The sequence below is a fragment of the Vibrio tetraodonis genome (genome assembly GCF_003350295.1).
Lineage (GTDB): Bacteria > Pseudomonadota > Gammaproteobacteria > Enterobacterales > Vibrionaceae > Vibrio > Vibrio tetraodonis.
The window spans coordinates 52669-76874 of the sequence record NZ_QLYY01000015.1 but is presented as its reverse complement, the minus strand read 5'-3'; the positions used below and the strand labels follow the sequence as shown (position 1 = coordinate 76874).

Annotated in this window: 19 protein-coding genes; 6 read left to right on the top strand and 13 right to left on the bottom strand. The window is 43.4% G+C overall.

Annotated features, from left to right (window positions below; genetic code table 11):
• The first annotated feature begins 118 nt into the window (after positions 1-118).
• Positions 119-1480 (top strand): type II toxin-antitoxin system HipA family toxin, encoded by a 1362-nt coding sequence (locus DPF90_RS11565; RefSeq protein ID WP_162814024.1) that lies wholly within the window; start codon positions 119-121, stop codon positions 1478-1480.
• Positions 1465-1947: a helix-turn-helix transcriptional regulator gene (locus tag DPF90_RS11560; RefSeq protein ID WP_114786501.1), complete on the top strand. Its 483-nt coding sequence runs from the start codon at positions 1465-1467 to the stop codon at positions 1945-1947. The genes DPF90_RS11565 and DPF90_RS11560 overlap by 16 nt, the downstream gene beginning before the upstream one ends.
• A gap of 175 nt (positions 1948-2122) precedes the next feature.
• Here the strand turns inward: DPF90_RS11560 and DPF90_RS11555 are convergent, their stop codons facing one another.
• A complete protein-coding gene (locus DPF90_RS11555) occupies positions 2123-2464 on the bottom strand; it encodes an ATPase (protein WP_114786500.1) in 342 nt (113 codons plus the stop codon).
• Between the two features lie 9 nt (positions 2465-2473).
• Entirely contained in the window at positions 2474-4855 is a 2382-nt protein-coding gene (locus tag DPF90_RS11550) for a S8 family serine peptidase (RefSeq protein ID WP_114786499.1), read from the bottom strand.
• Positions 4856-5292: 437 nt separating this feature from the next.
• Between DPF90_RS11550 and DPF90_RS11545 the strand changes: the two genes are divergently transcribed.
• The gene (locus DPF90_RS11545; RefSeq protein WP_114786498.1) at positions 5293-6054 is read left to right on the top strand and encodes a 1-acylglycerol-3-phosphate O-acyltransferase; all 762 of its coding nucleotides are present in this window, start codon (positions 5293-5295) and stop codon (positions 6052-6054) included.
• Here DPF90_RS11545 and DPF90_RS11540 read toward each other — a convergent pair.
• The 3 genes from DPF90_RS11540 to DPF90_RS11530 all read right to left on the bottom strand — a co-directional run bounded on the left by DPF90_RS11540 (position 6041) and on the right by DPF90_RS11530 (position 9315).
• Positions 6041-7015, bottom strand: a complete 975-nt coding sequence (locus tag DPF90_RS11540) for a chemotaxis protein CheV (RefSeq protein ID WP_114786497.1) — start codon at positions 7013-7015, stop codon at positions 6041-6043. The genes DPF90_RS11545 and DPF90_RS11540 overlap by 14 nt on opposite strands.
• Positions 7016-7347: 332 nt before the next feature.
• On the bottom strand, positions 7348-8325 hold the full coding sequence (locus DPF90_RS11535) for an ion channel (protein WP_114786496.1): 978 nt from the start codon (positions 8323-8325) through the stop codon (positions 7348-7350).
• Between the two features lie 93 nt (positions 8326-8418).
• Positions 8419-9315, bottom strand: coding sequence for a LysR substrate-binding domain-containing protein (locus DPF90_RS11530; RefSeq protein ID WP_114786495.1), 897 nt, complete (start codon positions 9313-9315; stop codon positions 8419-8421).
• Positions 9316-9421: 106 nt separating this feature from the next.
• Here DPF90_RS11530 and DPF90_RS11525 point away from each other — a divergent pair, with 106 nt between their 5' ends.
• Both DPF90_RS11525 and DPF90_RS11520 read left to right on the top strand, forming a co-directional pair.
• The gene (locus tag DPF90_RS11525) at positions 9422-10699 is read left to right on the top strand and encodes a D-amino acid dehydrogenase (RefSeq protein WP_114786494.1); all 1278 of its coding nucleotides are present in this window, start codon (positions 9422-9424) and stop codon (positions 10697-10699) included.
• A gap of 357 nt (positions 10700-11056) precedes the next feature.
• Positions 11057-12595, top strand: a complete 1539-nt coding sequence (locus DPF90_RS11520) for an alanine/glycine:cation symporter family protein (protein ID WP_114786493.1) — start codon at positions 11057-11059, stop codon at positions 12593-12595.
• Positions 12596-12677: 82 nt separating this feature from the next.
• On the opposite strand, the gene DPF90_RS11515 is transcribed toward DPF90_RS11520, so the two are convergent.
• The 3 genes from DPF90_RS11515 to guaB form a co-directional block, all read right to left on the bottom strand.
• Entirely contained in the window at positions 12678-14279 is a 1602-nt protein-coding gene (locus DPF90_RS11515; RefSeq protein WP_114786492.1) for a chitinase, read from the bottom strand.
• Positions 14280-14525: 246 nt separating this feature from the next.
• Positions 14526-16079, bottom strand: coding sequence for a glutamine-hydrolyzing GMP synthase (guaA, locus tag DPF90_RS11510; protein WP_114786491.1), 1554 nt, complete (start codon positions 16077-16079; stop codon positions 14526-14528).
• Between the two features lie 193 nt (positions 16080-16272).
• Entirely contained in the window at positions 16273-17736 is a 1464-nt protein-coding gene (guaB, locus tag DPF90_RS11505) for an IMP dehydrogenase (RefSeq protein WP_114786490.1), read from the bottom strand.
• Between the two features lie 219 nt (positions 17737-17955).
• On the opposite strand from guaB, the gene xseA reads away from it, so the two are divergent.
• Entirely contained in the window at positions 17956-19299 is a 1344-nt protein-coding gene (gene xseA / locus DPF90_RS11500; RefSeq protein ID WP_420855754.1) for an exodeoxyribonuclease VII large subunit, read from the top strand.
• A gap of 3 nt (positions 19300-19302) precedes the next feature.
• Here the strand turns inward: xseA and DPF90_RS11495 are convergent, their stop codons facing one another.
• From DPF90_RS11495 to DPF90_RS11475, 5 genes are all read right to left on the bottom strand, one after another.
• Complete coding sequence (locus DPF90_RS11495; protein WP_114786488.1) at positions 19303-19518, bottom strand: zinc ribbon domain-containing protein; 216 nt, start codon at positions 19516-19518, stop codon at positions 19303-19305.
• Between the two features lie 274 nt (positions 19519-19792).
• Positions 19793-20659 (bottom strand): alanyl-tRNA editing protein, encoded by an 867-nt coding sequence (locus DPF90_RS11490; RefSeq protein WP_114786487.1) that lies wholly within the window; start codon positions 20657-20659, stop codon positions 19793-19795.
• Between the two features lie 47 nt (positions 20660-20706).
• A complete protein-coding gene (der, locus tag DPF90_RS11485; protein ID WP_114786486.1) occupies positions 20707-22194 on the bottom strand; it encodes a ribosome biogenesis GTPase Der in 1488 nt (495 codons plus the stop codon).
• A 169-nt stretch (positions 22195-22363) separates the two neighbouring features.
• On the bottom strand, positions 22364-23524 hold the full coding sequence (gene bamB / locus DPF90_RS11480) for an outer membrane protein assembly factor BamB (RefSeq protein ID WP_114786485.1): 1161 nt from the start codon (positions 23522-23524) through the stop codon (positions 22364-22366).
• 10 nt (positions 23525-23534) lie between these two features.
• Positions 23535-24149 carry a YfgM family protein gene (locus tag DPF90_RS11475; RefSeq protein ID WP_114786484.1) on the bottom strand — a complete coding sequence of 205 codons (615 nt, stop codon included), beginning with the start codon at positions 24147-24149 and terminating at the stop codon, positions 23535-23537.
• Positions 24150-24206: the final 57 nt, after the last annotated feature.

The following is a 24206-nucleotide window of genomic DNA, read 5'->3' as shown; positions in this document are numbered from 1 at the left end:
TAATTATTTACGCACAAAGTATCTCCCAAACCAAAAATGAGTAAATAATTACTCATTACTTGAAAAAAAAGCAATTTACGAGTAAAATTTTACTCATTGATAAGTAGAGGTGTTGTCGATGGAAGAACTAACCGTACAAGCTTTTATCAAAGGTGAATGGATAGATATTGGTATCATCTCATTTCCTAAAAGTCGCCAACATAATTTCCGAGTGACTGAACTCAACTACCTCAGCGACTATGCACTAGAACATCATGATAAAGATGACTTCCACGCTGTTTCACTAAACTATCCTATCTCGTTCTTTTTTGATGATATGGGTAAACCCGGATGGTTAACGTTTCTAGACGATATTATGCCTAGCGGCGCTAGCAGACGGTACTGGGTCAAGCACCTAGATATTGAGGACCTTAGTTCAGATGAGCAAGACTATGTTTTACTCAAGTTTGGCACAATGTCGCCTATTGGTAACTTAAGAATAAAAGACTCTCTTCCTGAGCGCTACGAAGTAGCAGACAACCTCTATTTCTCTGTTGATGATGTTAAAAATCGAGCAGGTGATTTTCTCGACTACGCACAACAAAGAGGAGCAGCCGCAGGTGGTGCAACTGGGGCTGGAGGTGAAGCGCCAAAACTAATCCTCCGATGTGGTTTCGATCATAGCTCTAGCAGCGAAAAAATATGGATTGATCCGTACCAAGATGACAATAACAACCACGACTTACATTACTTAGTAAAGTACCCTAGAGGCTCAAGAAGCACCATCGACTGTAATATTCTAAGAGCTGAGTTCTACTTCTACCACGAGCTAACTGAAATGGGCGTTGAAACGATATCCACCGACGGTATGCGCTTGGAGGAAGGAGTAAACTACCCTTCTTTATGGCTTCCTCGATTTGATGTTCAAGTTATTGATCAACAAATAGAGAGAATTGGTATGGAATCTGTGTATTCCATTTTGAGCAAAGGCGCAGGGGTCACTCTTGATCACGAAACAACAATCCAAACTCTTATAGAAAAAATTACTGAAAGCAATATGGTTAAACACCAAGGGTATATCTTTGATACCCAAGCTTTCGTCATTGAATGGGTGAAGAGAGATCTACTCAACATCTTGTTTGGTAATAGTGATAACCACGGCAGAAACACTTCATTCTTAAAAGGTGATGGAGTCATAAAGCTTGCTCCCGTTTACGATTTCGCACCAATGAAAGCTGATCCTGAAGGCATTCCAAGAACAACAAAATGGAAAGCCCCACTAGAGGTTGGCGGAACTTATGACTTCGTCAAAATTGCGGACACCTTATCTGATCTCGTACCAAAAGAAGTGTTATTACAAGAGCTACAGGTAACGGCAAGTAAATGCATCGACTTAAAGCAGAGACTAGCATTACGAGGAGTTCCAGAACAAATCTTGGAGATGCCAGCCGTTGGACTTAATCGTATATCAGAAAAGCTCACTAAATGGGGACTGCTATGAACAAGCCAAGCAATAAGGAGTCAGTACAAGATACGGTGGCTCGTCTAAGAGCAAACCGAAATCAACATCAGCCCAAGACTGGGACGAATGCAACTCATTCGACTAACGAACGATCACAACTTTATACTCTGACTAGATCGAAAGCCTCAAAAAACGCCAAAGCAGTAAGTGCAGCAGAACGCAAAACCGAGGCAAACAAAATCATCAAACACTTATTGCTTGGAGAGCTAACACAGGGTCAAGCGCTGAAAAGTTTACGCATTAATATACTGGGGCTCAAACAGGATGTGTTCGCAAGGCTTGTCGATGTCTCAAGAAAAACACTCTCAGATATAGAGAATGATCGGGGCAGCTATAATACAGAGATTCTCAACAAGGTATTCAAACTATTTGGCTTAAAAGTCGGACTACTCCCTTCTTCTTCCGATGCGTTAAAATCGCTATTAATGGATGGTGAGGATGGGTAAATGAGCAATATATTACTCACAAAATCCTTACTCACAATTTAATGAGTATTTATTTACTAATGGGGTTTAGGACAAATATCCCCTAGTAGGGATAAAATGGAAAATATCCCCATTCGGGGATAATTATGTAACTCAATACGCATATGAAGAGATTTACAATAAAACCAGCCCAAACCTACTGCGAATACAGCTGCCGAGTCGGTTCTGGCTCGACATAATCGATCAAATCATTGGCTTCAAGCTGTTTAAGTTTATCTTCAGGCCCTGCTACCACTAATACTTGGAGATCCTCGATGGAATCGAGCACTTCTAACTGTTTGGTTTGCAAAAGCTCTCGAACTGGCTGCTGCTTTCCTTGGTGATATTTGACGTAAAACCTAGACGGCTCGCTTTCCATCTTTGCCAATTGGCTGTCTTTCATCATTGGATCTTGGCCTGCTGCCAGTGTCACCACTGGCAGACAAAGCGAGATGAGAACACAACCTATGGTGCGTATTGTGACCATCCTATTTCTCATATTCTCTCCTTATTCTGAAGGAAAAGTATCAAAAGATATGGCCCAGCGGTTAATCTTCCCAGTATGCCAAGAAGAATTATCGACCGCTTTTAGCTTCCAGATCCCTTGTGAATCTGAGCCAGTAAAGTCTTTTTGATACGTCTCTTTAATTGCTTCAAGCGCGCCTCCAGTTTTACTGTGTAACACAACCTCTTGACCAGAGGGAGATTCTAACGTGAGCTGCAAATCACCAATATAACCATGGCTGATATCAACCTCGATAGACACTAAACCCGCATCGCCCGCACGCTCGACATCAATCTCACTGCTGACGCCCGATTCACTTTGATCTGGAATATCGATGGCGTCTTCATTGCTATAGTATGTGGGCGTCGTGTCGGTCGAGTCTTGCCCATTATGAGTGGCGAGCAAAGTCACCCCTTGATACGCCTTGTAGCCGTATATAAGTACTTGGTATGTGCCAGCTTCTCTCACATCCAAAGAGCAAGCCTCGCTATTACCTTCTTCAATTGATTTACAATCATTACTGCTTTTTGTGGGTATACCGCTGCGACGCACATACATATCCACATCGCCCGTGCCACCACTAAGCTCAAAAGTTACCTCTGTTGCATTCTCTGGAACGTCAAAGGTGTATATTTCGCTGGATTTACTCTCTCCAAATAATTCCTGCTTAGCGACGCCATTAACCAGCACTTTATCTCCAGCATCAGGGCCGCTACAACCTATATCCAAATACTCCTTTGCGGCTTGTGCATTCACTAATCCATAGCCGGTTAGGTTATCTCTACCTTGGGCTTCAAGATCGGTCGCTGTGGCCGTAAGCGCTCGTCGCACTTGCTGAGCCGAACATTGCGGGTGATAACTCCATACCAAGCCTGCGATACCTGAAACATGAGGCGCTGCCATAGAGGTGCCATTGTAGTACTGGTAATCCTCACCTCTAGTGACTTTGAGCGTCACATTCTCACCCACTTTTTCTGCCAGCTCTAACCCAAGTTGGCGATCGACAGTCACTGACACCAAACGATACTCATCATCATCGTCGAGTAAAAAGGGATTTTGCAGCCCAGAAAGCGCTTTGTTACTGAACACAATCGCCGCTTTGGCGCCAGCCTGATAACAAGCTTTAACTGGCTCAATCTCAGGCCTTACGTCAGGGCTTTGGTTAACAATGCGCTCGGTAAGACATATTTTGTCAGACATATCACCACAATCGTAGCTGCCAGAGGACACATCACACAGTGCAAGAGGCGCGGTGACACTGCCTTCAATAGGATCGGGTCTGTATGGGTCAAGCAGATTGGCTGGAACTCTATGTACCTTACGGTTATGAGGCACAACGCCTCGCTCAAAATAGTGACCATCACTCGAATGAATGTCGGCAAGCACGCCCTCACCCATGGTAACTGTCGATAAGATAGCAACGCCTGGCGCCGATATATCAACTTGATCGGTAGCTTGTGAAAATGCGGCATGATGATTTTGATTGTCCACTGCCGCAATCGACATCACCGAATCGTAAGATGCTGGGTAGCTGTGAGCGATATTGCCGCCATTGCCAGACGCTGCAATCAAAAGCACGCCATCATCATACAGAGATTGCAGAACATCACGCTCTGTTCGGCTGGCAATACTGCCTCCTAAACTCATGTTCACCACGTTCGCGCCATTGTCAGCGCAGGTTTGAACCGCTTTCATAAAGCTTGATGAATAGCCCCAACCAGACTCATTAAAGACTTTAACAATATGAAGATTCACATTTTGGTTGGGAAGTATGCCTTTCACTCCCTCACCATTGGCCATTGCGGCAATGATGCCAGCTACGTGAGTTCCATGCGCATTACCTGTCCCCGGGTATTTCCAAGATCCTGTACCACTATCATCGGTGCCGCTGACTCGGTTGCCACTAAGATCGTGATGCGTCATATCGTAGCCAGAATCGATAATGCATATGGTTCGATTGCCTGCATTCTCATCGCTCAACACCTGAGCATTTACCGCAGTATATCCCCAAGGTATGGTTTCACTGAACAAATAACGAGGTGGGTCGACCTCAACATAATCAACTTGCTTATGCTTTTCTAACTTAGCGACTTGCTGTTGATCCATTTCCACACTAAACATCGAAGGGCCACTCAATGTTTCGATTTCTCGTGCGCTAGCTTGCTCAAGTACCACTTGATTAGACTGAGCAGCAGCGCGGGGAGAAACCGCCATTCGCATCGGTGAAGGGGGATTATCTTTAAACTTGACGATGTATTTTGTTGGAAGATTAGCCTGATTAAGCTCCGACACTTCTGCTGCTGCATTAAATGTAAAGCCTGCCATTGCCACTGTCATTGATGAAAGGAAACACATTCCTTTGTTTTTATTTATCATGTTGTGCATATGCTCTGATCCTTTTGAGCTATATTTATTGTTTTACTCTCTTGAATAGTCCGTTTATGAACATATCAGGAGATTCCTAGCTATATAGGACGCTCACAAAACAACCAACACTTTATAAAATATGAGAGCCATAAAACTCTAAGCAATCTATAAAACAACTGAATTAGTTAACATCAAAACATTCAATATCAAAAAAAGTGAGACATAAATCAACAAAAAGTGGATAATGACAACAATAAGTCGAGCTTTTATTCCATAAATGAGTCACTAAGTTTCTCAAAAACAAACCAAATCACAGCTCTACTTTTGCCTTACAAAGGCCATGTTTAAAACAAACTCGCTTAGAAATACCCTAATGTGGTTAAATAGAGACTAAGCGATAGCTGCCCGATAGAGACTGTCAGTGTGCGGCGTTTATATTCGATGAGGAAAGTCATTTGCTTGCTATTATTCGCCTGATTCTGGCTGCTGTATTTATTGTCTTTACGACACTATTTGCCTTGGTCTATTGCTTGTTTAGCCCAAGAAATCCAAAGCATGTATATTTTTTCTGTCGCTGGTTTAATCAGCTACAAAGAATTGTTGGCGTAAAGCTCATTCATAGAGGGCTTGAGAATGCACCAACGCCAGAGAAAAGCGTGTATATCTCCAATCACCAAAGCATCTATGATTTTGTCACAGACCCTGGAATGTTAAGGCCAAGAACCGTTTCTCTTGGTAAAAAAGATCTGCTTTGGTTGCCTTTCTTTGGCCAGCTGTATTGGATAACTGGAAATATCCTTATCAACAGAGAGAACAAGTCTCAAGCGAGAGATACCATCAAACAAGTCGCTGAAGCCATACATCGAAGAGATTTATCGGTTTGGGTCTACCCAGAAGGAACTCGTAGTAAAGGCCGGGGGTTATTGCCGTTTAAAACAGGCGCGTTCAGAATGGCCATTGAAGCGGGCGTGCCTATTACGCCAATGTGTGTCAGCACAACGCACAATAAGATTAACCTTAACCGAAGAAACAACGGCATTGTGATTGCCGAGATGCTAGAACCTATTGATGTGTCCAATTACAAATTGGAAGATGCTCGCAAGCTCGCACTGCATTGCCACCAGTTAATGTCAACCAAAATAAACGAGCTGGACAGAGAAGTTGCCCAGCTCGAAGCAGAAAAGTCGCATAGCAACAAAGCCGTTACTTTAAAATAAACTGATCCATCAGGGCCACCATACGGCCAATTTCAGGTTTGGTTAGGGTGTCATTGGCACCCAAAGCCAAGGCTTTTTCTCGGTTATCATCACTCATTAATGACGAGAACATGACAATCGGCATTTCTTTGTAAACATCCGATTCACGTAATCTCTTCACTAAGTGCATACCATCCATACGCGGCATCTCAACATCACTGACTACCGCATCAACAAGTTCACTGACAGGAACATCTTCTTTTTTTGCAGTTTCAGCAAGTTCTGTTAACTTGTCGTGCGCTTCACCACCATCTTTACAAGCAATGGTGTTGTAACCTGCTGAGCTCAATGTGTCTAGAATGAGATTTCGAATGAAAGCAGAATCGTCCACAACCATAATGGTTTTCGCATTACGCTTGGTGACCATTTTTTGGTTGAGATCAACACTCTTATCCATGGTAACATCGTATTTTTCCATACTCAGTTCAGGGTTGATATCTGCGATGATCTTTTCAAAGTCGAGGATCATGATAAGGTTCTTATCTTTGCGCACTACCGCGACAACGCAATCCTGCTCACCGGCTTCTAAGAACTGACTGGGGGATTCAACATCGTTCCAAGAAATCCTGTGGATGCGACTGATGCTGTCGATCAGGAATCCATTGGTCATACGGTTGAAGTCAGTGACAATCACAAACTTCTTGTCAATTTCTTTACTGGTTGGCACACCGAGCCAGCCTGCCAAATCGACCAGAGGAGTGAGTATATCTCGGGATGAAAATACCCCTATCATGTGCGGCTGAGCATTTGGATAATCCGATGTCTCAGGAACTTGAATAACTTCGCGCACTTTGGCCACGTTAATGCCGTAATAACAGGTTTTTTTCGAGCCATCTGGCATCTGTTTTTCCAAATGAAACTCAATGATCTCGAGTTCATTTGTGCCACTTTCTGTAAGAATTGTACTGCTTGAAGTGCTCATAATGGGTTTTACTCATTCTCGGTATCAATTACATGTACGTTGGGTCATCTCAAGCCCACGTAACTACCTTCATTGTGCTACTCCACCATTTACCCCGCAAATAAGTGAAGTAGAAGTAAACTATCTCATCTATCACTATAAATACTAGAATATTCCATCAATATCGTCGCAAGCTCCTGCCTCGCTCACACTATGAAGAGATATTCATTTCTTCTCAAAGTATAAGCCTCGCTTGAAAAACTTTCACCAGTGACATAAATCTGCTTTTTAATTAGCAAGTTAAAAACGCAGACCTGTGTATGTGCTGCCAAACATCCTTGTTAAAACGAAAACTAGCGAGTCATTTTTTTAACAAACACCACCACAAATAACGCCATAGTAAAGCTGCCAAGAAAGGCTTCAAATGCCGCAATAAACCTTGCAAAGCCTACCGGTGAAATATCTCCATAGCCAAGTGTTGTGAAAGTCACTACACTAAAATATATCGAATTAAGAAACTCAAACAAATAAAACTGCCAGCCGCTAAGCTCTTCGTATATTGGATGTGCACTTGTTGTATCGAGGAAAAAATAGGCTAAAGCACAAACTAAAATCAAAAAGATAGAAAACCCGACCACCCTCATCGGGTCTTCCCCATAACCACAAAACAAGTCAACGGTCTTGGATACAACTCGCCTAGCACTTAACCTTGGCATTTGGTAGCGTCTAAATCGCATTTCGCGCTTAAAAAAGTCACCTGCAATCTCAAATAGCCCCTGCGTTTCACATTGTTTACGTATGTTACGACACACTTCTTCCGCTTCTTGATACAAAGGCCCAACTTTATCGTATCGGCGAGCTTTGCGTGCCTCTCTCACTTGCTCTTCTTGCTTTATGGAGCGACCCCAATTGACATTTTCTAGCTTAGCTCTATCAAGATCAGCACCCAACAAGTTGCAATTATCTAACCTAGCGCAATGAAGGTTTGCTCCGACCATCTTAGTTTTCATCAAAGATGATCCCCGTAAATCGAGACCAAAAAAGTGAGCGTCGGTTAAATCGGCACGATAGAAATCTACGTCACGGCACGAATAACCATCTTTATTGCCTCTGTTAACTAGATTAACGTCTACTAGGTTTGTTCTTGCCAACTGAAATCCGTCTAAAGGTTTACCTTCTGCAGCCCACTTTTCAACCTTGTCTTTTACATCGTCTTTGCTTTTATCGACTTTGGGATCATGCCAGTAACATAGACCGGACTCCCCACACGGTTGATCGCAGCACCAGCCATCAGGATTTTGATAGCTGCATTGGCCTTGAGTCGATTCCATATAAACTGCCCTGTAAGCACCTCAGTAAATGCATCCTTATTGATAATACTAATTGTAGTGGTGAGTTAGACTCTGGCAAATGATATTTGTCCACTATTCCATAACCACTTGTTGTTTCAACCAACTTTTAAAAAGTTGCGTCTCTGGTGCTTCACAGTGAGTAATAATGAAATACCCAGCATTAGCATTAATGGCAGGTAAGGGAGCAACCAATTTTTGCTGCTTTATTTCATCATTTAACAGGGCTTTGCGAGCAAGAGCGACTCCCACACCAGCCTCTGCAGCCGCCATGGCCATATCGGTTCTATTAAAGAAATGTCCTTGACCCACATCCAGCTCAAGTTGATGCTTTTCGGCCCAATATAACCACTCTTGCTCTTTCAAAGCGCTTTGCCAAGGCATGGCATCGTGGAGCAAGGTGACATTTTCCCACACCAATTGAGTACTAGTGTTCAGCGTATTACATACTTTTCTGAAATAATCTGGACTCATCACAGGAATAAGGCATTCTTCCATCAATAGCTCAGCACCATCAAATTTATAAGGTATTGGTCCATAATCTATCGCGATATCAAAATCACGGCTGCTACTATTGACCAACGCTCCTTCGGCAAATATTTGCACCTGTATATTTGGGTGGGATTGCTGAAAGTCATCCAAACGTGGCACGAGCCACTTATAAGCAAGAGAAGGTGTCAGTTTAAGCCTGATGGGTTTACGACTTACCGCTTTAATTGCTTGCTCAATCGCTTCTTCAATAGCAGTTAAATGTGGATTAATTGAATCTAAAAGCTTACGCCCAAGGTCAGTCAAACGAATACCTCGGGCATGACGTTCAAACACCTGAAAGCCAAGCCGCTCTTCAACCAATTGCAGCTGCTGACTCACAGCACCAGTCGTGATGTTTAACTTGCTTGCTGCACTCGATAAGCTTTGATGCTGAGCGAGAATACTCACAAGATGAACACCACTCAATAAAGATGATTTCATACTTAGGTTTTAGTTTTTTTAAAAGGTAGTGTTAATTCTTCTCGATTGTTAACCAAATGTAAATCGTTCAGAGTAAGATAAAGTTGATAAAAAGGAGAAGATCACGGTGAAAGTCATTGTTCTAGGTAGTGGTGTAATAGGCCTAACCAGCGCGTGGTATTTGCAGCAATCAGGATGTGATGTGACTGTAATAGATAGGCAATCTCGCTCGGCGCAGGAAACCAGTTTTGCCAATGCAGGGCAAATTTCTTACGGCTACTCCTCTCCTTGGGCCGCACCTGGTATACCACTCAAAGCATTAAAATGGCTGATGGAAAAACACGCGCCTTTAAAAATAAAACCCAGCCTTGACCCAGATTTATTCAACTGGTCAACCAAGATGCTCCACCAATGCAAGATAGAACGATATCGCATTAATAAATCGCGCATGCTCAAAATCTCACTACACAGCAAAGAGTGTTTAAAAGAGTTAAACAACAAGTATCAAATAAACTACCAAGGGAGAAGTAAAGGTACCTTACAACTATTTCGCTCTCAAAAGCAGCTCAAGGCAGTGGAAAAGGACATCTCGCTGCTGGACGAGAGTGGTACACGTTATCAATTATTAGACAGTGCAGAATGCCTGAAACAAGAGCCTGGACTGACTAACATGCAAGGAAAACTGGCTGGAGGTTTATACCTTCCTGACGATCAAACAGGTGACTGTCATTTATTCTGCCAACAGCTTCAGGCACTGGCTCAAAAAGCGGGTGTGAGTTTTGTATTTGATACAGAAATCCATCAGCTAAATCTGAAGGGGCAACAAATCGATAATATCGAAACCTCCAAAGGCCGATTCACCGCAGACAAATTTGTCGTTGCGCTAGGCAGTTACTCAAAGCATTTTTTAAAACAAGTTGGTATAGTTCTTCCCATCTACCCCGTAAAGGGCTATTCACTCACCTTGCCCATCATAAATGAAGCTCATGCACCTAACTCAACCATTATGGATGAAAGCTACAAAGTGGCGGTCACTCGGTTTAATAACCGCATACGTGTCGCGGGTACGGCTGAACTTGCTGGCTTTGACTCCTCCCTCTCCAGTAAACGACTCTCAACGTTAAACCATGTGGTCTCTAACTTATTTCCTCATGGTACGGATCTCTCAAAAGCTGAATATTGGACAGGGCTTCGACCTATGACACCAGACGGCACACCTATCATAGGAGAAACCCCAGTTAAAAATCTTTACACGAATACAGGTCATGGCACCTTGGGCTGGACAATGGCTTGCGGCTCTGCCGACATACTTACCCAGATCATTACTCAGCCATCGATAAAACAGTACGCACAGCTAAGCATGCATCGATATACAACTGATATAAATGAATATGCCCATATTTAACCAACACCTAGGTGTTAATTAAATGTTTCAAAAAACATAAAAACATTATTACCAATGATTTAAAGCTATTTAACCACGAAGAGCTTTACTGGTTTTAAGATTAAATTTTGTTTAAAAAATGACATTAAATCAATAATTAGTCAGTAATAGGCATCAATAAAAGCCATGCAGATCTTGTAAAGTGCATCCTCCGTACGCCCAATACTCTAACACCGCACGGTTTAACGTTTGCGTCATATTTTGTGCCTGAGCTCACGCAAACCAACTTTAGAACATAAAAAATTTAACAATGGAGTTACAAAAAGGTTAATATCCAGAGCGCAAACCACCAATCATAATAAAACAGGGAAAATACTTATGCAGTCATTAGTTGATTTTCTGAATGGAATTATCTGGAGCCCCGCATTAATTTATCTGTGCTTGGGAGCAGGATTGTTCTACTCAATCATGACGCGATTTGTCCAAATTCGCCATTTTAGCGAGATGTGGCGACTACTTCTTTCAGGAAAAAGTTCATCTAAAGGAATTTCATCTTTCCAAGCGCTTGCAGTTTCATTATCGGGAAGAGTCGGTACAGGGAATATCGCAGGTGTTGCGGCAGCTATTGGCTTTGGCGGACCTGGTGCTGTTTTTTGGATGTGGGTTGTTGCGTTTTTTGGCGCTGCTACGGCTTATGCAGAATCAACCCTAGCTCAAATCTATAAAGAAGAAGATAACGGCGAGTTTCGTGGTGGTCCTGCTTATTACATAGAAAAAGCTACGGGTCAAAAATGGTATGCTTGGGTTTTCGCAATCGCTACTATATTCGCTTGTGGCTTTCTACTACCAGGCGTACAGTCAAACAGTATCGGTAATGCCGTTGAAGGAGCGTTTGGCTCAGGAAGCATGGTAGAAACAGCAATAGGCACCTTTAGTTTTGCGAAGATTTTCACTGGTACCGTCATCTCCGTCATTCTTGCATTCATCATTTTCGGCGGCGTGAAGCGAATTGCTAACTTTACCCAGATCGTTGTTCCTTTCATGGCACTCGCGTACATCATCACAGCGTTTGTGATCATCTTACTCAACATTGAACAAGTCCCTACAGTCTTTGCAATGATCATTGGTGATGCCTTTACTCCAATGGCTGGTGTAGGTGCTGCCATCGGTTGGGGTGTAAAACGAGGGGTATATTCTAATGAAGCCGGCCAAGGAACAGGGCCTCATGCAGCTGCTGCAGCAAGTGTTGATCACCCTGCTCAGCAAGGCTTAGTGCAATCATTCTCTATCTATATCGACACCCTGCTTGTGTGCTCTGCAACTGCATTTATGATCATCATAACCGGTGCGTATAATGTACATGGCGCTGAAGGCTTCTTGGTGCAAAACGTGGCAGCCGACATCGCCGCCAATGGCCCAATGTTCACACAAATGGCAATTGAAAGTGCGCTTCCAGGTATAGGAAAGCCGTTTATTGCTGTTGCTCTGTTCTTCTTCGCCTTCACAACTATTCTTGCTTATTACTACATCGCAGAAACAAATGTGGCCTATATCCGTCGCCACATCAAAGTTAATGGATTGATGTTCATACTAAAAGTGGCGATGATAGCCGTTGTGTTCTACGGTACAGTAAAGACAGCCAACTTAGCATGGGCAATGGGTGATGTAGGTGTTGGCCTAATGGCATGGCTGAACATCGTCGGTATCTTGATTATTTTCTTTATGGCCAAACCAGCGTTGAAAGCGTTGCATGATTATGAAGAACAACAAAAGCAAGGTGTCACCGAATACACATTCAACCCAGTCAAGCTTGGCATTAAAGGTGCTGATTATTGGGAAGATAAATACCGTCGTAAGACAGGTAAGGAACCTACAGTAGAGGTCGAGTCTAAGCCAGTAGAACAACCCTCGACCTAACAATATTTAATAAGATAAAAAGCAGTGGTTAAAAAAAGGGGTTAGCAATACGCTAACCCCTTTATATTTTCTGCCTTAAAATTTAAGGGCATTGAATTTCATCCCAATACCAATTTGAGCTAAGAGGGGTGTCCCAAACTCCAGGTCCATTTTTGGCAATAAAACATTTTCCCTGATGAGTCACCTTATCACCATTGTTCACTTGGGTAACGCCTTCTTGCCAAAGTATGAATTCATCGGGATTAGGGATTGTGGGACCATCTGATAGCTTTTGCCAAGGCCCACCTAAATCTGGCCTATCTCCTTTTGTCCACCATTTTGCTTTATAGGTAATTTGCTGGTAGGTGACTTCCTCACCTACCATATATTCCTTATTGGCGTTCCATTCATTTCTTTTATTTGAATCGGGGTCGTCAAGCTGGTCAACAATACGAACTTCTGGCCACTGAGCATGAGACTGATAGAAGTTAGTCACACACTTTTCATAATCCCCATCGACAAGTGCCGAATACGCAGTTTGAAATCCCACCAAGTCACATTCAAATGAATAACCTTCAGGGCGATCAGGGTAGTATTTCCAATTACCATCCCAATTGGTGTAAAGCACATCCTCTGCTCCATCAAGATTAAGGCTGCCGTAGGGGGTTTGCTGCCAGCATGTATCTTTTTCATCTGGGCTAAGAGGGATCTGATAGTGAGACGATAGGCCTCTCCAGTACTTTATTCGATTAACTGGCTGACCTTTATCTTTATTCTGCGCACCGCACTCTATTCCTCCATTAATAATATTGATTGTGGTGCCAAAACCATAACCTATACCCGCATCCAGCTCTCGCAGAGATGGCTGCCAAGTACCATCAATGACATGCAACATGGCAGGTTTGGGCGCTTGGGGGGTGAGGAAAAACCAGATAGCGGAAGCCAAGTTAAGCCATGAATCTGCGACTAAGCCGGGGTTGTTAAGTAACACTGTCGCATCACCATCAAACATCACCTCAGAAAAGGCCCCATAGTTAAAGTGATAAGATAGTTGTTTGGCTCCTCGCCCAAAATACCCTTGCCCCACACCACACGGCCATTTTTTATTCTGCCAATTATTCTCGCCGCACCCTGTGGTGTAGCCAATATCACCCTCAGACCACCCCATCTCTCGCACATGAACCAAAGCTTGCTGCCATTCTTCTAATCCAAGTGGGTTATCCGAGGTATTATCTTTGGCAATATGCCCGCCAGTTTCCTGAGCAAAATGAGCAAATGCCGTGATGATAGAGCGCTTACAAATCGCATCTGAGTCCCGATCATCCGTATATTGACCGCAAAATGCAGGAAACTTCCCTATTGCTCGCAAAAAGCGGGTATAGCTGTATTCAGGTGCTGCCATATGAGTGAGAAAATCCCACTCCTGTTTTGGAAAGACTCGTTCTGCACGCTTAACGTTGCTCGGATTACTATTTAATCCTGGACTGATAGCTTCAACAATCGAATTAGACGCAGTCCTGAGCGCTTGGGACCAAACTTGGTACATAGGACTGGACGCTTTGGCTTGTTCGACTTTTTCAATATCAGAACGTTTAATAACGTATCCCGTTGGATTAAGGGGATCAGGCTGGATATTCATTACAGCCCAGCTTGCAGAGGTGGCGAAGGTACATAAGGTTGCAACTAAATAACTTGCGTTTCTCATCACACTTTTCCTTGTCATTGAGGGCAAGAAAAGATTAGAGAAGGCCAAACAAATATTCATTGCACTAGCATTAAGCAAACCTTAAGTTGCGAGTGACTTTGGAGTTATAAAGAGCAAAAAAGAGCTGAGGCCATAAAAAATGCAATATGGCTTCAAAAATACTCTAGAGCTAATGAGACGAGTAAAATTAGCTCAAAGACAAGAAAGCCAGCTTAATGCTGGCTTTGAAAAACAAATTATCTGGCGTTATTCCCATTCAATCGTCGCTGGTGGTTTGCCAGAGATATCGTAAACCACGCGAGAAATACCATCAATTTCGTTGATAATACGATTAGAGACTTTACCCAAGAAATCGTATGGTAGGTGGGCCCAATGTGCGGTCATAAAGTCGATAGTTTCTACCGCTCGCAGTGAAACAACCCAGTCGTACTTACGACCATCGCCCATCACACCGACAGAGCGAACAGGTAGAAATACGGTAAAGGCTTGAGATACCTTATGATACAAATCTGCTGCGTGAAGCTCTTCAATGAAAATAGCATCTGCTCGACGAAGCAAATCGCAGTATTCTTTTTTCACTTCACCCAGTACTCGAACGCCAAGGCCGGGACCTGGGAAAGGATGACGATAAAGCATGTCATATGGAAGGCCAAGTTCTAAACCTATCTTACGCACTTCATCTTTAAATAGCTCGCGAAGTGGCTCGACAAGTCCCATTTCCATATCATCGGGTAAACCACCCACGTTGTGGTGGGATTTAATTACATGCGCTTTACCTGTCTTAGACGCAGCAGATTCAATCACATCCGGATAGATGGTACCTTGTGCTAACCATTTCGCATTCTTAAGCTTCTTCGATTCCTCATCAAAGACATCAACAAACACATGACCTATGGTCTTGCGCTTATCTTCAGGATCAGCTTTACCCTCAAGTGCGGACAAAAAGCGCTCCTCTGCATCCACTTTTATGATGTTAAGGCCAAACTTATCGCCAAACATGTCCATGACTTGTTGGCCTTCATTCAATCTCAGTAGGCCATTATCAACAAATACACAGGTTAACTTATCGCCGATGGCACGGTGCACTAGCATAGCGACAACAGACGAATCAACGCCACCAGACAGACCAAGAATAACCTCGTCACTGCCTACTTGCTCTTTAATGCGTGCAACGGCATCTTCAATGATCGATTCTGAAGTCCAAAGACGCTCACAACCACAAACGCCAAGCACAAAGTTTTCCAGCATTTGTAGCCCATTTTTGGTGTGGGTTACTTCTGGGTGAAATTGAACACCAAAGTATTTTTTCTCTTCATTGGCCATCGCAGCGTAAGGACAGGTTTCAGTCTCACCTACCTTAACGAAACCCTCTGGGATTTCGACCACTTTATCGCCATGGCTCATCCAAACATCTTGAGTTGCTTCAAGATCTTTAAAGATTGAGGACTCTCCAGAGACTTCTACAGCAGCATAACCAAATTCACGTTCATCAGATGTAGAAACCTTACCGCCCAACTGCTCGGCCATGGTTTGCATGCCATAACAAACGCCAAGCACAGGTACACCAGAATCAAACACATATTGAGGAGCACGGGGTGAGTTGTCTTCGGTCACGCTCTCTGGGCCACCAGAAAGAATAATACCATCTGGGTTAAATTCACGAATATCGGCTTCATCAACATCCCAGCTCCACAGCTCACAATAAACGCCTATTTCACGAACGCGGCGAGCAACAAGTTGGGTGTACTGGGAACCGAAGTCCAAGATCAGAATTCGTTGGTCATGGATATTTTTAGTCATTTTGAACAGTCTTATAAGCTTTATATTAAAACTGAGGCGAGCATACTCGCCTCTTAATTGATTCGTTAAGCTGGGGCTAACATTTTAGGTTGTGTTACTTGTGTTTTGGCAACTTGAAGATTTGAAAAGCAATCGTGGTTACTATCGCCACTACAACTTTCTGATCATTTTTCAAACGGCCAATCAGCAACTATTATCCTAAACGGTAGTTTGGTGCTTCTTTAGTAATTTGCACATCGTGCACGTGGGACTCTTTCATTCCCGCACCTGAGATACGCACGAACTCAGCTTTAGTGCGCATATCTTCAACCGTCGCGCTGCCTGTTAAGCCCATGCTTGAACGTAATCCACCCATTTGTTGGTGAACAATTTCTTTCAAACGACCTTTATAAGCGATTCTGCCTTCGATACCTTCAGGCACAAGCTTATCGGCTGCATTATCCGACTGGAAGTAACGATCCGAAGACCCTTGAGACATAGCACCCAAAGAGCCCATTCCACGATATGCCTTGTAGGAGCGACCATTGTAGAGAATAACCTCGCCAGGTGCTTCTTCTGTGCCCGCAAACATAGAACCGACCATGACACATGACGCGCCAGCCACAATCGCTTTACAGATATCACCAGAAAAACGAATACCGCCATCGGCAATCACAGGAATTCCGTATTCATTTGCTACTTCTGCAGCATCCGCAATCGCTGTAACTTGAGGAACACCTACACCAGTTACAATACGCGTTGTACAAATAGAGCCTGGACCAATGCCTACTTTAACAGCACTTACCCCTGCTTCGATAAGCGCCAGTGCGCCAGCGCCAGTAGCAACGTTACCACCAATAATATCGAGGTCAGGATAAGCCGTTCGAGTTTCTCGAATACGATTAAGTACACCTTCAGAGTGGCCGTGAGACGAGTCAATTAATAAAACATCGACCCCAGCTTCAACCAATGCAGCAACACGCTCTTCATTACCTGGACCTGCGCCCACAGCGGCACCAACACGCAAACGACCTTGGTCATCTTTACATGCGTTTGGTTTACGTTCTGCTTTGTGGAAATCTTTAGCAGTGATCATCCCAGTAAGTTGGAAATCACGGTTAACAACTAGTACTTTTTCAACGCGCGCTTCGTGCATTTTCTCTTGCACTTCTTCGCGAGTGGCACCTTCTCTTACTGAAGCAAGGCGCTCTTTTGGCGTCATAACCGCTTCAACTTTTTTAGATAAATCAGTTACAAACCTAACATCTCGACCAGTAATGATACCAACCAATTCATTAGTGTCTGTTACCACTGGGAAGCCAGCAAAGCCGTGTTTTTCTGTCAGTGCGATAACATCAGCAATGGTTGCGTCTGGGTTAACGGTTACCGGGTGAGACACCACGCCCGCTTCAAAGATCTTCACTTGATGAACCATCTGAGCTTGCTGCTCTATGGACATGTTTTTATGAATAAATCCAATACCGCCCTCTTGAGCAAGCGCAATAGCTAAACGCGCCTCAGTGACCGTATCCATGGAGGCCGAGATCATTGGGATATTCAGAGTAATATTTTTGGTCAGCCGAGTGCGAAGATCAGCTGTGTTTGGGAGAACGGTGGAGTGTGCTGGCACTAGCAATACATCGTCGAATGTCAGCGCTTCTTTGGCAATTCTTAGCATTTGCAATATCTCACAATAAAAGGAGTAAAAGGACAATCCAACCTCATCGTTTCGCGTAATGAGTGCAGTGTAGTGATAAAACTTTACTACATTTGGATTAGATATTGCGGACGGATTATACGGCTAACGCAATCGATTTACTACAAATTTTTTTATTTTTTTCTTGCATTATCCCCCTTGATATGTATTATATTGCCGCTAATCTCCATACTCACGTCTATGAGACTTCCAGTGTCCTCTCTGACTAACCAAAATATATTCACCGTCTCACGCTTAAATGCTGAAGTTCGACTTTTGCTCGAAAATGAAATGGGCATAGTCTGGCTAGTGGGCGAAATATCAAACTTCTCTGCCCCAGTTTCCGGCCATTGGTACCTCACTCTTAAAGACTCTCGCGCACAAGTTAAATGTGCAATGTTTCGCGGTAACAATCGGCGCGTGACTTTTAAACCTCAAAATGGTCAGCAGGTACTTGTTAAAGCGCGCTTATCACTTTATGAACCTCGCGGCGATTATCAATTAATCATTGAAAGTATGCAGCCTGAAGGCGATGGGCGTCTGCAACAAGAGTTTGAAAAACTGAAACTCTTGTTAGCCGCTGAAGGGCTTTTTGCTCAAAGCAGTAAACTAACGCTACCAGAGCATCCTAAACGTGTCGGCATCATTACCTCAAAGACAGGGGCAGCACTGTATGACATTCTTGATGTACTGAAACGCCGTGATCCATCCTTAGAAGTGGTGATTTACCCAACTATGGTTCAAGGTGAAGAGGCATCGATTCAAATAGCTCAAGCTATCGGATGCGCTAACAGCCGCAATGAATGTGACGTATTAATCTTAGGTCGTGGAGGCGGGTCTCTTGAAGACTTGTGGTGCTTTAACAATGAAATTGTCGCCCGCACCATAGCAGCAAGTCAAATTCCAATCATAAGTGCGGTTGGTCACGAAGTAGATGTCACCATCAGTGATTTTGTTGCCGATTTACGCGCACCGACCCCTTCAGCTGCAGCCGAATTGGTTAGCCGTGATAATAGTCATAAGTCACAAACACTCAATAACTTGATCAATAAGTTACAAGCAAGGTTTGGTCATTACTTAACTAGGAATAAGCAAGTTATCACTGGGCTGCAGCACAGATTAGAAAGACAGCATCCAACCTATCAGCTTCAGCAGCAAAGCCAGCGACTTGATGAACTCTCGATGCGCTTAACTAGAGCAATGCAGAGTAATTTAGCGGCGCAGAGCCAACATATTGAACGTCAGCAGTATAAACTGCAACTACATACGCCAAGTCACTATATTCAAGAGCAAAGATCAGCATTGGAAAGGCTCGAACACAAGCTTATCGCCTCAATGGATAAAAATCTTCTCAAAGCTCGTCATCAACTCTCACTAGCGGGCGAAAAGCTCGATACGGTTAGTCCTTTAGCAACACTAAAACGCGGTTACTCTATCAGCCAAACAGAATCTGGCCGAATTATTACAAGTTCAGAGGATGTAAGATCAGGTGATATCCTAGTGACTCGCCTCAATGATGGTGAGATTCGATCGACAGTCTCATAAACATTATGTCTTAACGAGTACGAACCGCACTTTAGATTTGGACTTTAGCTCGTTACACTGGTTGCAAAAATAATTACTTGCACCGCAAGCCAAAAGCTTTTCAAGCTGAGATTGGCAATCTGGGCAATATGCCTGTTTGTCAAACTCCATTTGACACTGCTCACAGTGATATTTCCCCTTCCATTTTAGCTCAACATCACAATCAGGACATTGAATCATAGATACACCTTTAATCTTGTCTAATCACCATTGTCCATCTTAACCTCAAAGATTAATCTACCGAATGATCCATATCACGCAAGGACAGGATCCTTATCCGATCGTAGGCTAAATCCATTTTGATCAGCGATCTGGCCATAAAAGAATATTTATATCACCACACACCGAAAGCATAAGTTACATATCCTGTTTTTGGATTTAAAATAGAATAAAAAACCAAAATTTAATATTTAAATGGCTATTATTAGAATATTAAAAAATGATCTAATAATTACTAAGTGGAAGTTACGTGTGTGAGCATTTCAATATTTTGTTCGTCTACCTGGGTTAAAGACACTTGAATCTGCTTATATTCCTGCAAGTTTCGCACATGTGTTCCTCCACAAGGTATCTCGGCAATACTACTCTCACCTAGATCGCATTGCCAATAACGAGAGTCTGTCAAAGTGTCACCACAGCATTTCATGCTGATATCAGCCTTAAAATTTAGCCATTGTGCTATTTGGTGGTTTACTGCTGCTTCAATATCTTTAAGATTGTCGAGAAGCTCTGCACTATTTAGCCCTCTTTTACGTAACGTCTTGCCCAAACGATACGTATCATGGCACTGCTCTGGTGTAACAAAACTTGACTGCTGAGCGTAACTATTAAAATCACAATATCCATGAGTATCTTTACGTTCTGCATCTTTACGCCAATATCTTTGCACAGCGAGAGCTTTATTAAGAGCAAGAGAGGCAAGATGACCCGCACTGTGTCCGCGGCTAAGCGCTTGCTGATACGCTTTATCCACCTTTAACGACACTGGCTGACCTATGGATAAATCCACCTTTTTCTTCTCCAAGCAATGAACCACAACAAAACTCCAACCATCTTCGTCACGTCGTACAGGTATCTCAGTGCCTACAAATAATTCTCCGCTCAATGAATCAACCGCTCCAACAAGACAATCAACAACCGGATATTCTTCTAACCACCCTCTGTCTGCTGGGTGATCAGGCCAAATATGGCTAACTGGATGGAAAGGCGTTGCTTGGGTTACGACATAGCAATAGTTTTCATCACTTTCTATCATCTGAACCGCTGAGCTCAAACTCCAAATATCATGGCAAAAGTGAATGACTGTGGGTGTGACTGACATAGGGTCTCCTAAATAAAAAAAGCGCCTCTTGTATTAGGCGCTTCTCACTATTTCTTTCGATTTTTCATCATGCCCACTAGGCGTTTGCGTTTACGCTCTTGAGATAATGTCATCTTATTCGATTTACCCTCGAAAGGGTTTTCACTGCTTTGGAACTGGATGCGAATTGGCGTACCCATGATCTCGAGTGACTTACGGTAATAATTCATCAGATAACGTTTGTAAGAGTCTGGAAGCTCGTTCACTTGGTTACCATGAATCACAACTATCGGTGGGTTGTATCCGCCTGCGTGGGCATACTTAAGTTTTACTCGACGGCCACGAACTAAAGGCGGCTGATGATCTTCAGTCGCCATCTTCATGATACGCGTCAATACTGAAGTTCCGACACGTGTCGTTGCTGATTTGTAGGCTTCTTGAACCGACTCAAATAAATGCCCAACGCCCGTACCATGAAGTGCAGAAATAAAATGAATACGCGCAAAATCAACAAAACCTAAACGGCGATCAAGCTCTTTTTTCACATGCTCTTTCACATCCGATTCTAAGCCATCCCATTTGTTTACCGCGATAACGATTGAGCGCCCGGCATTTAACGCAAAGCCCAATAAACTTAAGTCTTGGTCAGAGATGTTTTCACGCGCATCGATAATTAATAAAACGACGTTCGCATCTTCAACGGCTTTCAGGGTTTTAACCACAGAGAATTTTTCCACCGTTTCATTGATACGTTTGCGACGACGAACACCTGCCGTGTCAATTAAAACGTATTCACGATCATCACGCTCCATAGGGATATAAATCGAATCACGAGTCGTTCCCGGCATATCGTAAACAACCACACGTTCTTCACCCAAAATACGGTTAGTAAGAGTCGACTTACCTACATTGGGGCGGCCAATAATCGCTAACTTTATGGGCTGATCTTGAAGGCGTTTAAACTCTTCTTCTGCTTCTTCTTCGGTATAATCCAGCTTCTCTTCATCTTCGTCGATAAAGTCAGTCAGATCCTCGATTTCCCCGTTTACTTCCTCTGCCATTTTTTCTGCAAATGGATTTAGAGCACGGTCGATCAAAGCCCCAACACCGCGACCATGAGCTGCTGCAATTTGATACATTTGTTCTACACCGAGTTGCCAAAAATCAGCCGAAGCAGCATCAGCATCGATACCATCGACCTTATTGACTACTAGCATTGATGGCTTTTCAATTTTTCGCAAATGGTTTGAAATAGCAATGTCAGCTGGGGTTAAACCAGCTCTACCATCAACCATAAACAGCACTACATCAGCTTCATCAATGGCCGCTAGTGACTGCTCAGCCATCTTAGTTTCCACGCCTTCTTCAGTGCCATCGATACCACCAGTATCGATCACAATAAATTCGTGTTCACCAAGCTTGGCTTGCCCATATTTACGGTCACGAGTTAAACCAGGGAAATCCGCAACCAAAGCATCGCGAGTACGTGTTAGTCGGTTAAACAACGTTGATTTACCAACGTTTGGACGCCCTACTAGAGCAACTACAGGTACCATAACAACCTCTACAATATTCTTTTCTTTATGTAGTTATAGGTAACAACTCAAGGCCAACACCTTCAATGAGACTGTTACCTATAACCACATTAATCTACCAATCTCTAAAACAAACAAACGGCTCCAAACTGTCGCCAGAAAGGAGCCGAATGTGAATTGTATCACATGATCACTTGGTCAGGGTTAGTTTCTTTACTTGACCATTTCTAGTCACAACAAGATACCCGTCATCAACCTTAATCGGTGCCACAGCAAAGCCACTACTATTGATTTTCTGCTGCGCAACAAATTCTCCAGATTCTCTATCTAACCAGTGCAAGTACCCTTCGGTATCACCCACAACTAAGTAGTTTTCTATGATAACAGGAGCCGTTAACAGACGGTTTTCCAATTGTTCATTGGTCCACAACTCAGTACCGCTTCTTGCATCCACAGCAACAAGATGATCTTTGGCCGTGACTAAGTAAATACGCCTTGTGTCACTCGCTAAATCAGTTGATGAAGAGTACTTACGTTTCCATACTGGTTTACCCGAGCGTAAATCCAAAGCCGTCAATTGGCCGTTATAACCCACAATATATAAGGTACTACCCAAAATAAGTGGTGATGCATCCACATCCACTAAGCGATCAATTTCTGTCGCACCTAAAGGCGTGCCTATCGGTTGCTGCCAAATCAACTGACCTCGCTCTACAATGGCAGCGGCTAAACGCCCACCAGCTGTACCCCAAAAAACACCACCGGACACAGTCACAGGCTTACTATTGCCACGCAAAGTCAAATTCGGCACTTCGGTACTTATCGTCCACTTTACATCACCAGTTGATTGTTCGAGGGCGATCAGCATACCTGTCGTAGTATGGACCATAACTAGGTTGTCATCCGTTGCAGGAGCCGCTAATACTTCCCCTTCTACATCGACTCGCCAGTTTACTGCACCGGTTTCTTCATCAAGCGCGATAACTTGACCATTTTCACTACCGATGAAAATTTGGCTGTAACCAGCAGTAATTCCACCCGATAAGCGAGATGGTACATCTTGCTCGAGATCTTGCTGCCACAGAGTACGACCATTTTCAGGGTTAAGTGCTTTTACCAAGCCCTCTCGACTGGCAACGAACACCTTGTCATAAGCGTATTCAGGAGTAAGTTTAGAAAAGTAGTGTTCAACGCCATCACCAATACTGGCACTCCAAAGGCTTTTAGGAGTAAACTCACTATTTACCTTGGGCACTGGCGCCATTATGACAGTATCTTCTTCACTAGCACAACCAGCGAGGATGCCGACAATTGCTGCAGATGCGATTGCCCGCTTAAGCATTTTTTTCATGCATTGATCCTTATTTCGCCAGATCGTCCAGTTTCATTTGTAATGTCTGGCTAACATCTTCAGCCTGCTGAGCTTCTACATAGGCCGTATAAGCGCCCTCTGAATCACCTTTACGAAGCAGGATATCTCCTTTTAATTCAGCCACTCTTCCAGACCAACTATCATCGGTAATGGAAGAAAGCTCAGCCAAAGCAGCATCAAAATCACTTTGTTCCAACTTTAAACGAGCAAGGCGGAAGGTAATCACAGAAGATAAAGCTTGGTCTTCAGTCGCCGATTTAGCCCACTCTAGTTGAGCCAAAGCCTCATCGAATTCTCCCGCTTCTACTTGGACTTTAGCCAGTTGAAGCGCTGCTAGAACTGCGTATTGGCTGTCGTTATTGGCATCAATAAAAGTTTGTAAAGCAGCTTCACCTTGAGTATTGTTCTCTGTTAACTGCTGAACAGCTTTGGTATAACTCTCAGAAGCAGTCTCTTGTGCAGTTGTCACTGAGTCTTGATAATAGCGCCAACCAAATAGGCCGCCCAGACCAATGACTGCGCCTAAAATGACTGATTTTCCATTCTCTTTCCACCAGTCTTTAATCGCTTCAACCTGTTGTTCTTCAGTATCGTAGAGTTCCACTTCCTGCCCTCATAAATCTAAAAAATGGCGACATCAGCCGCCACTTTTAATGTGAAA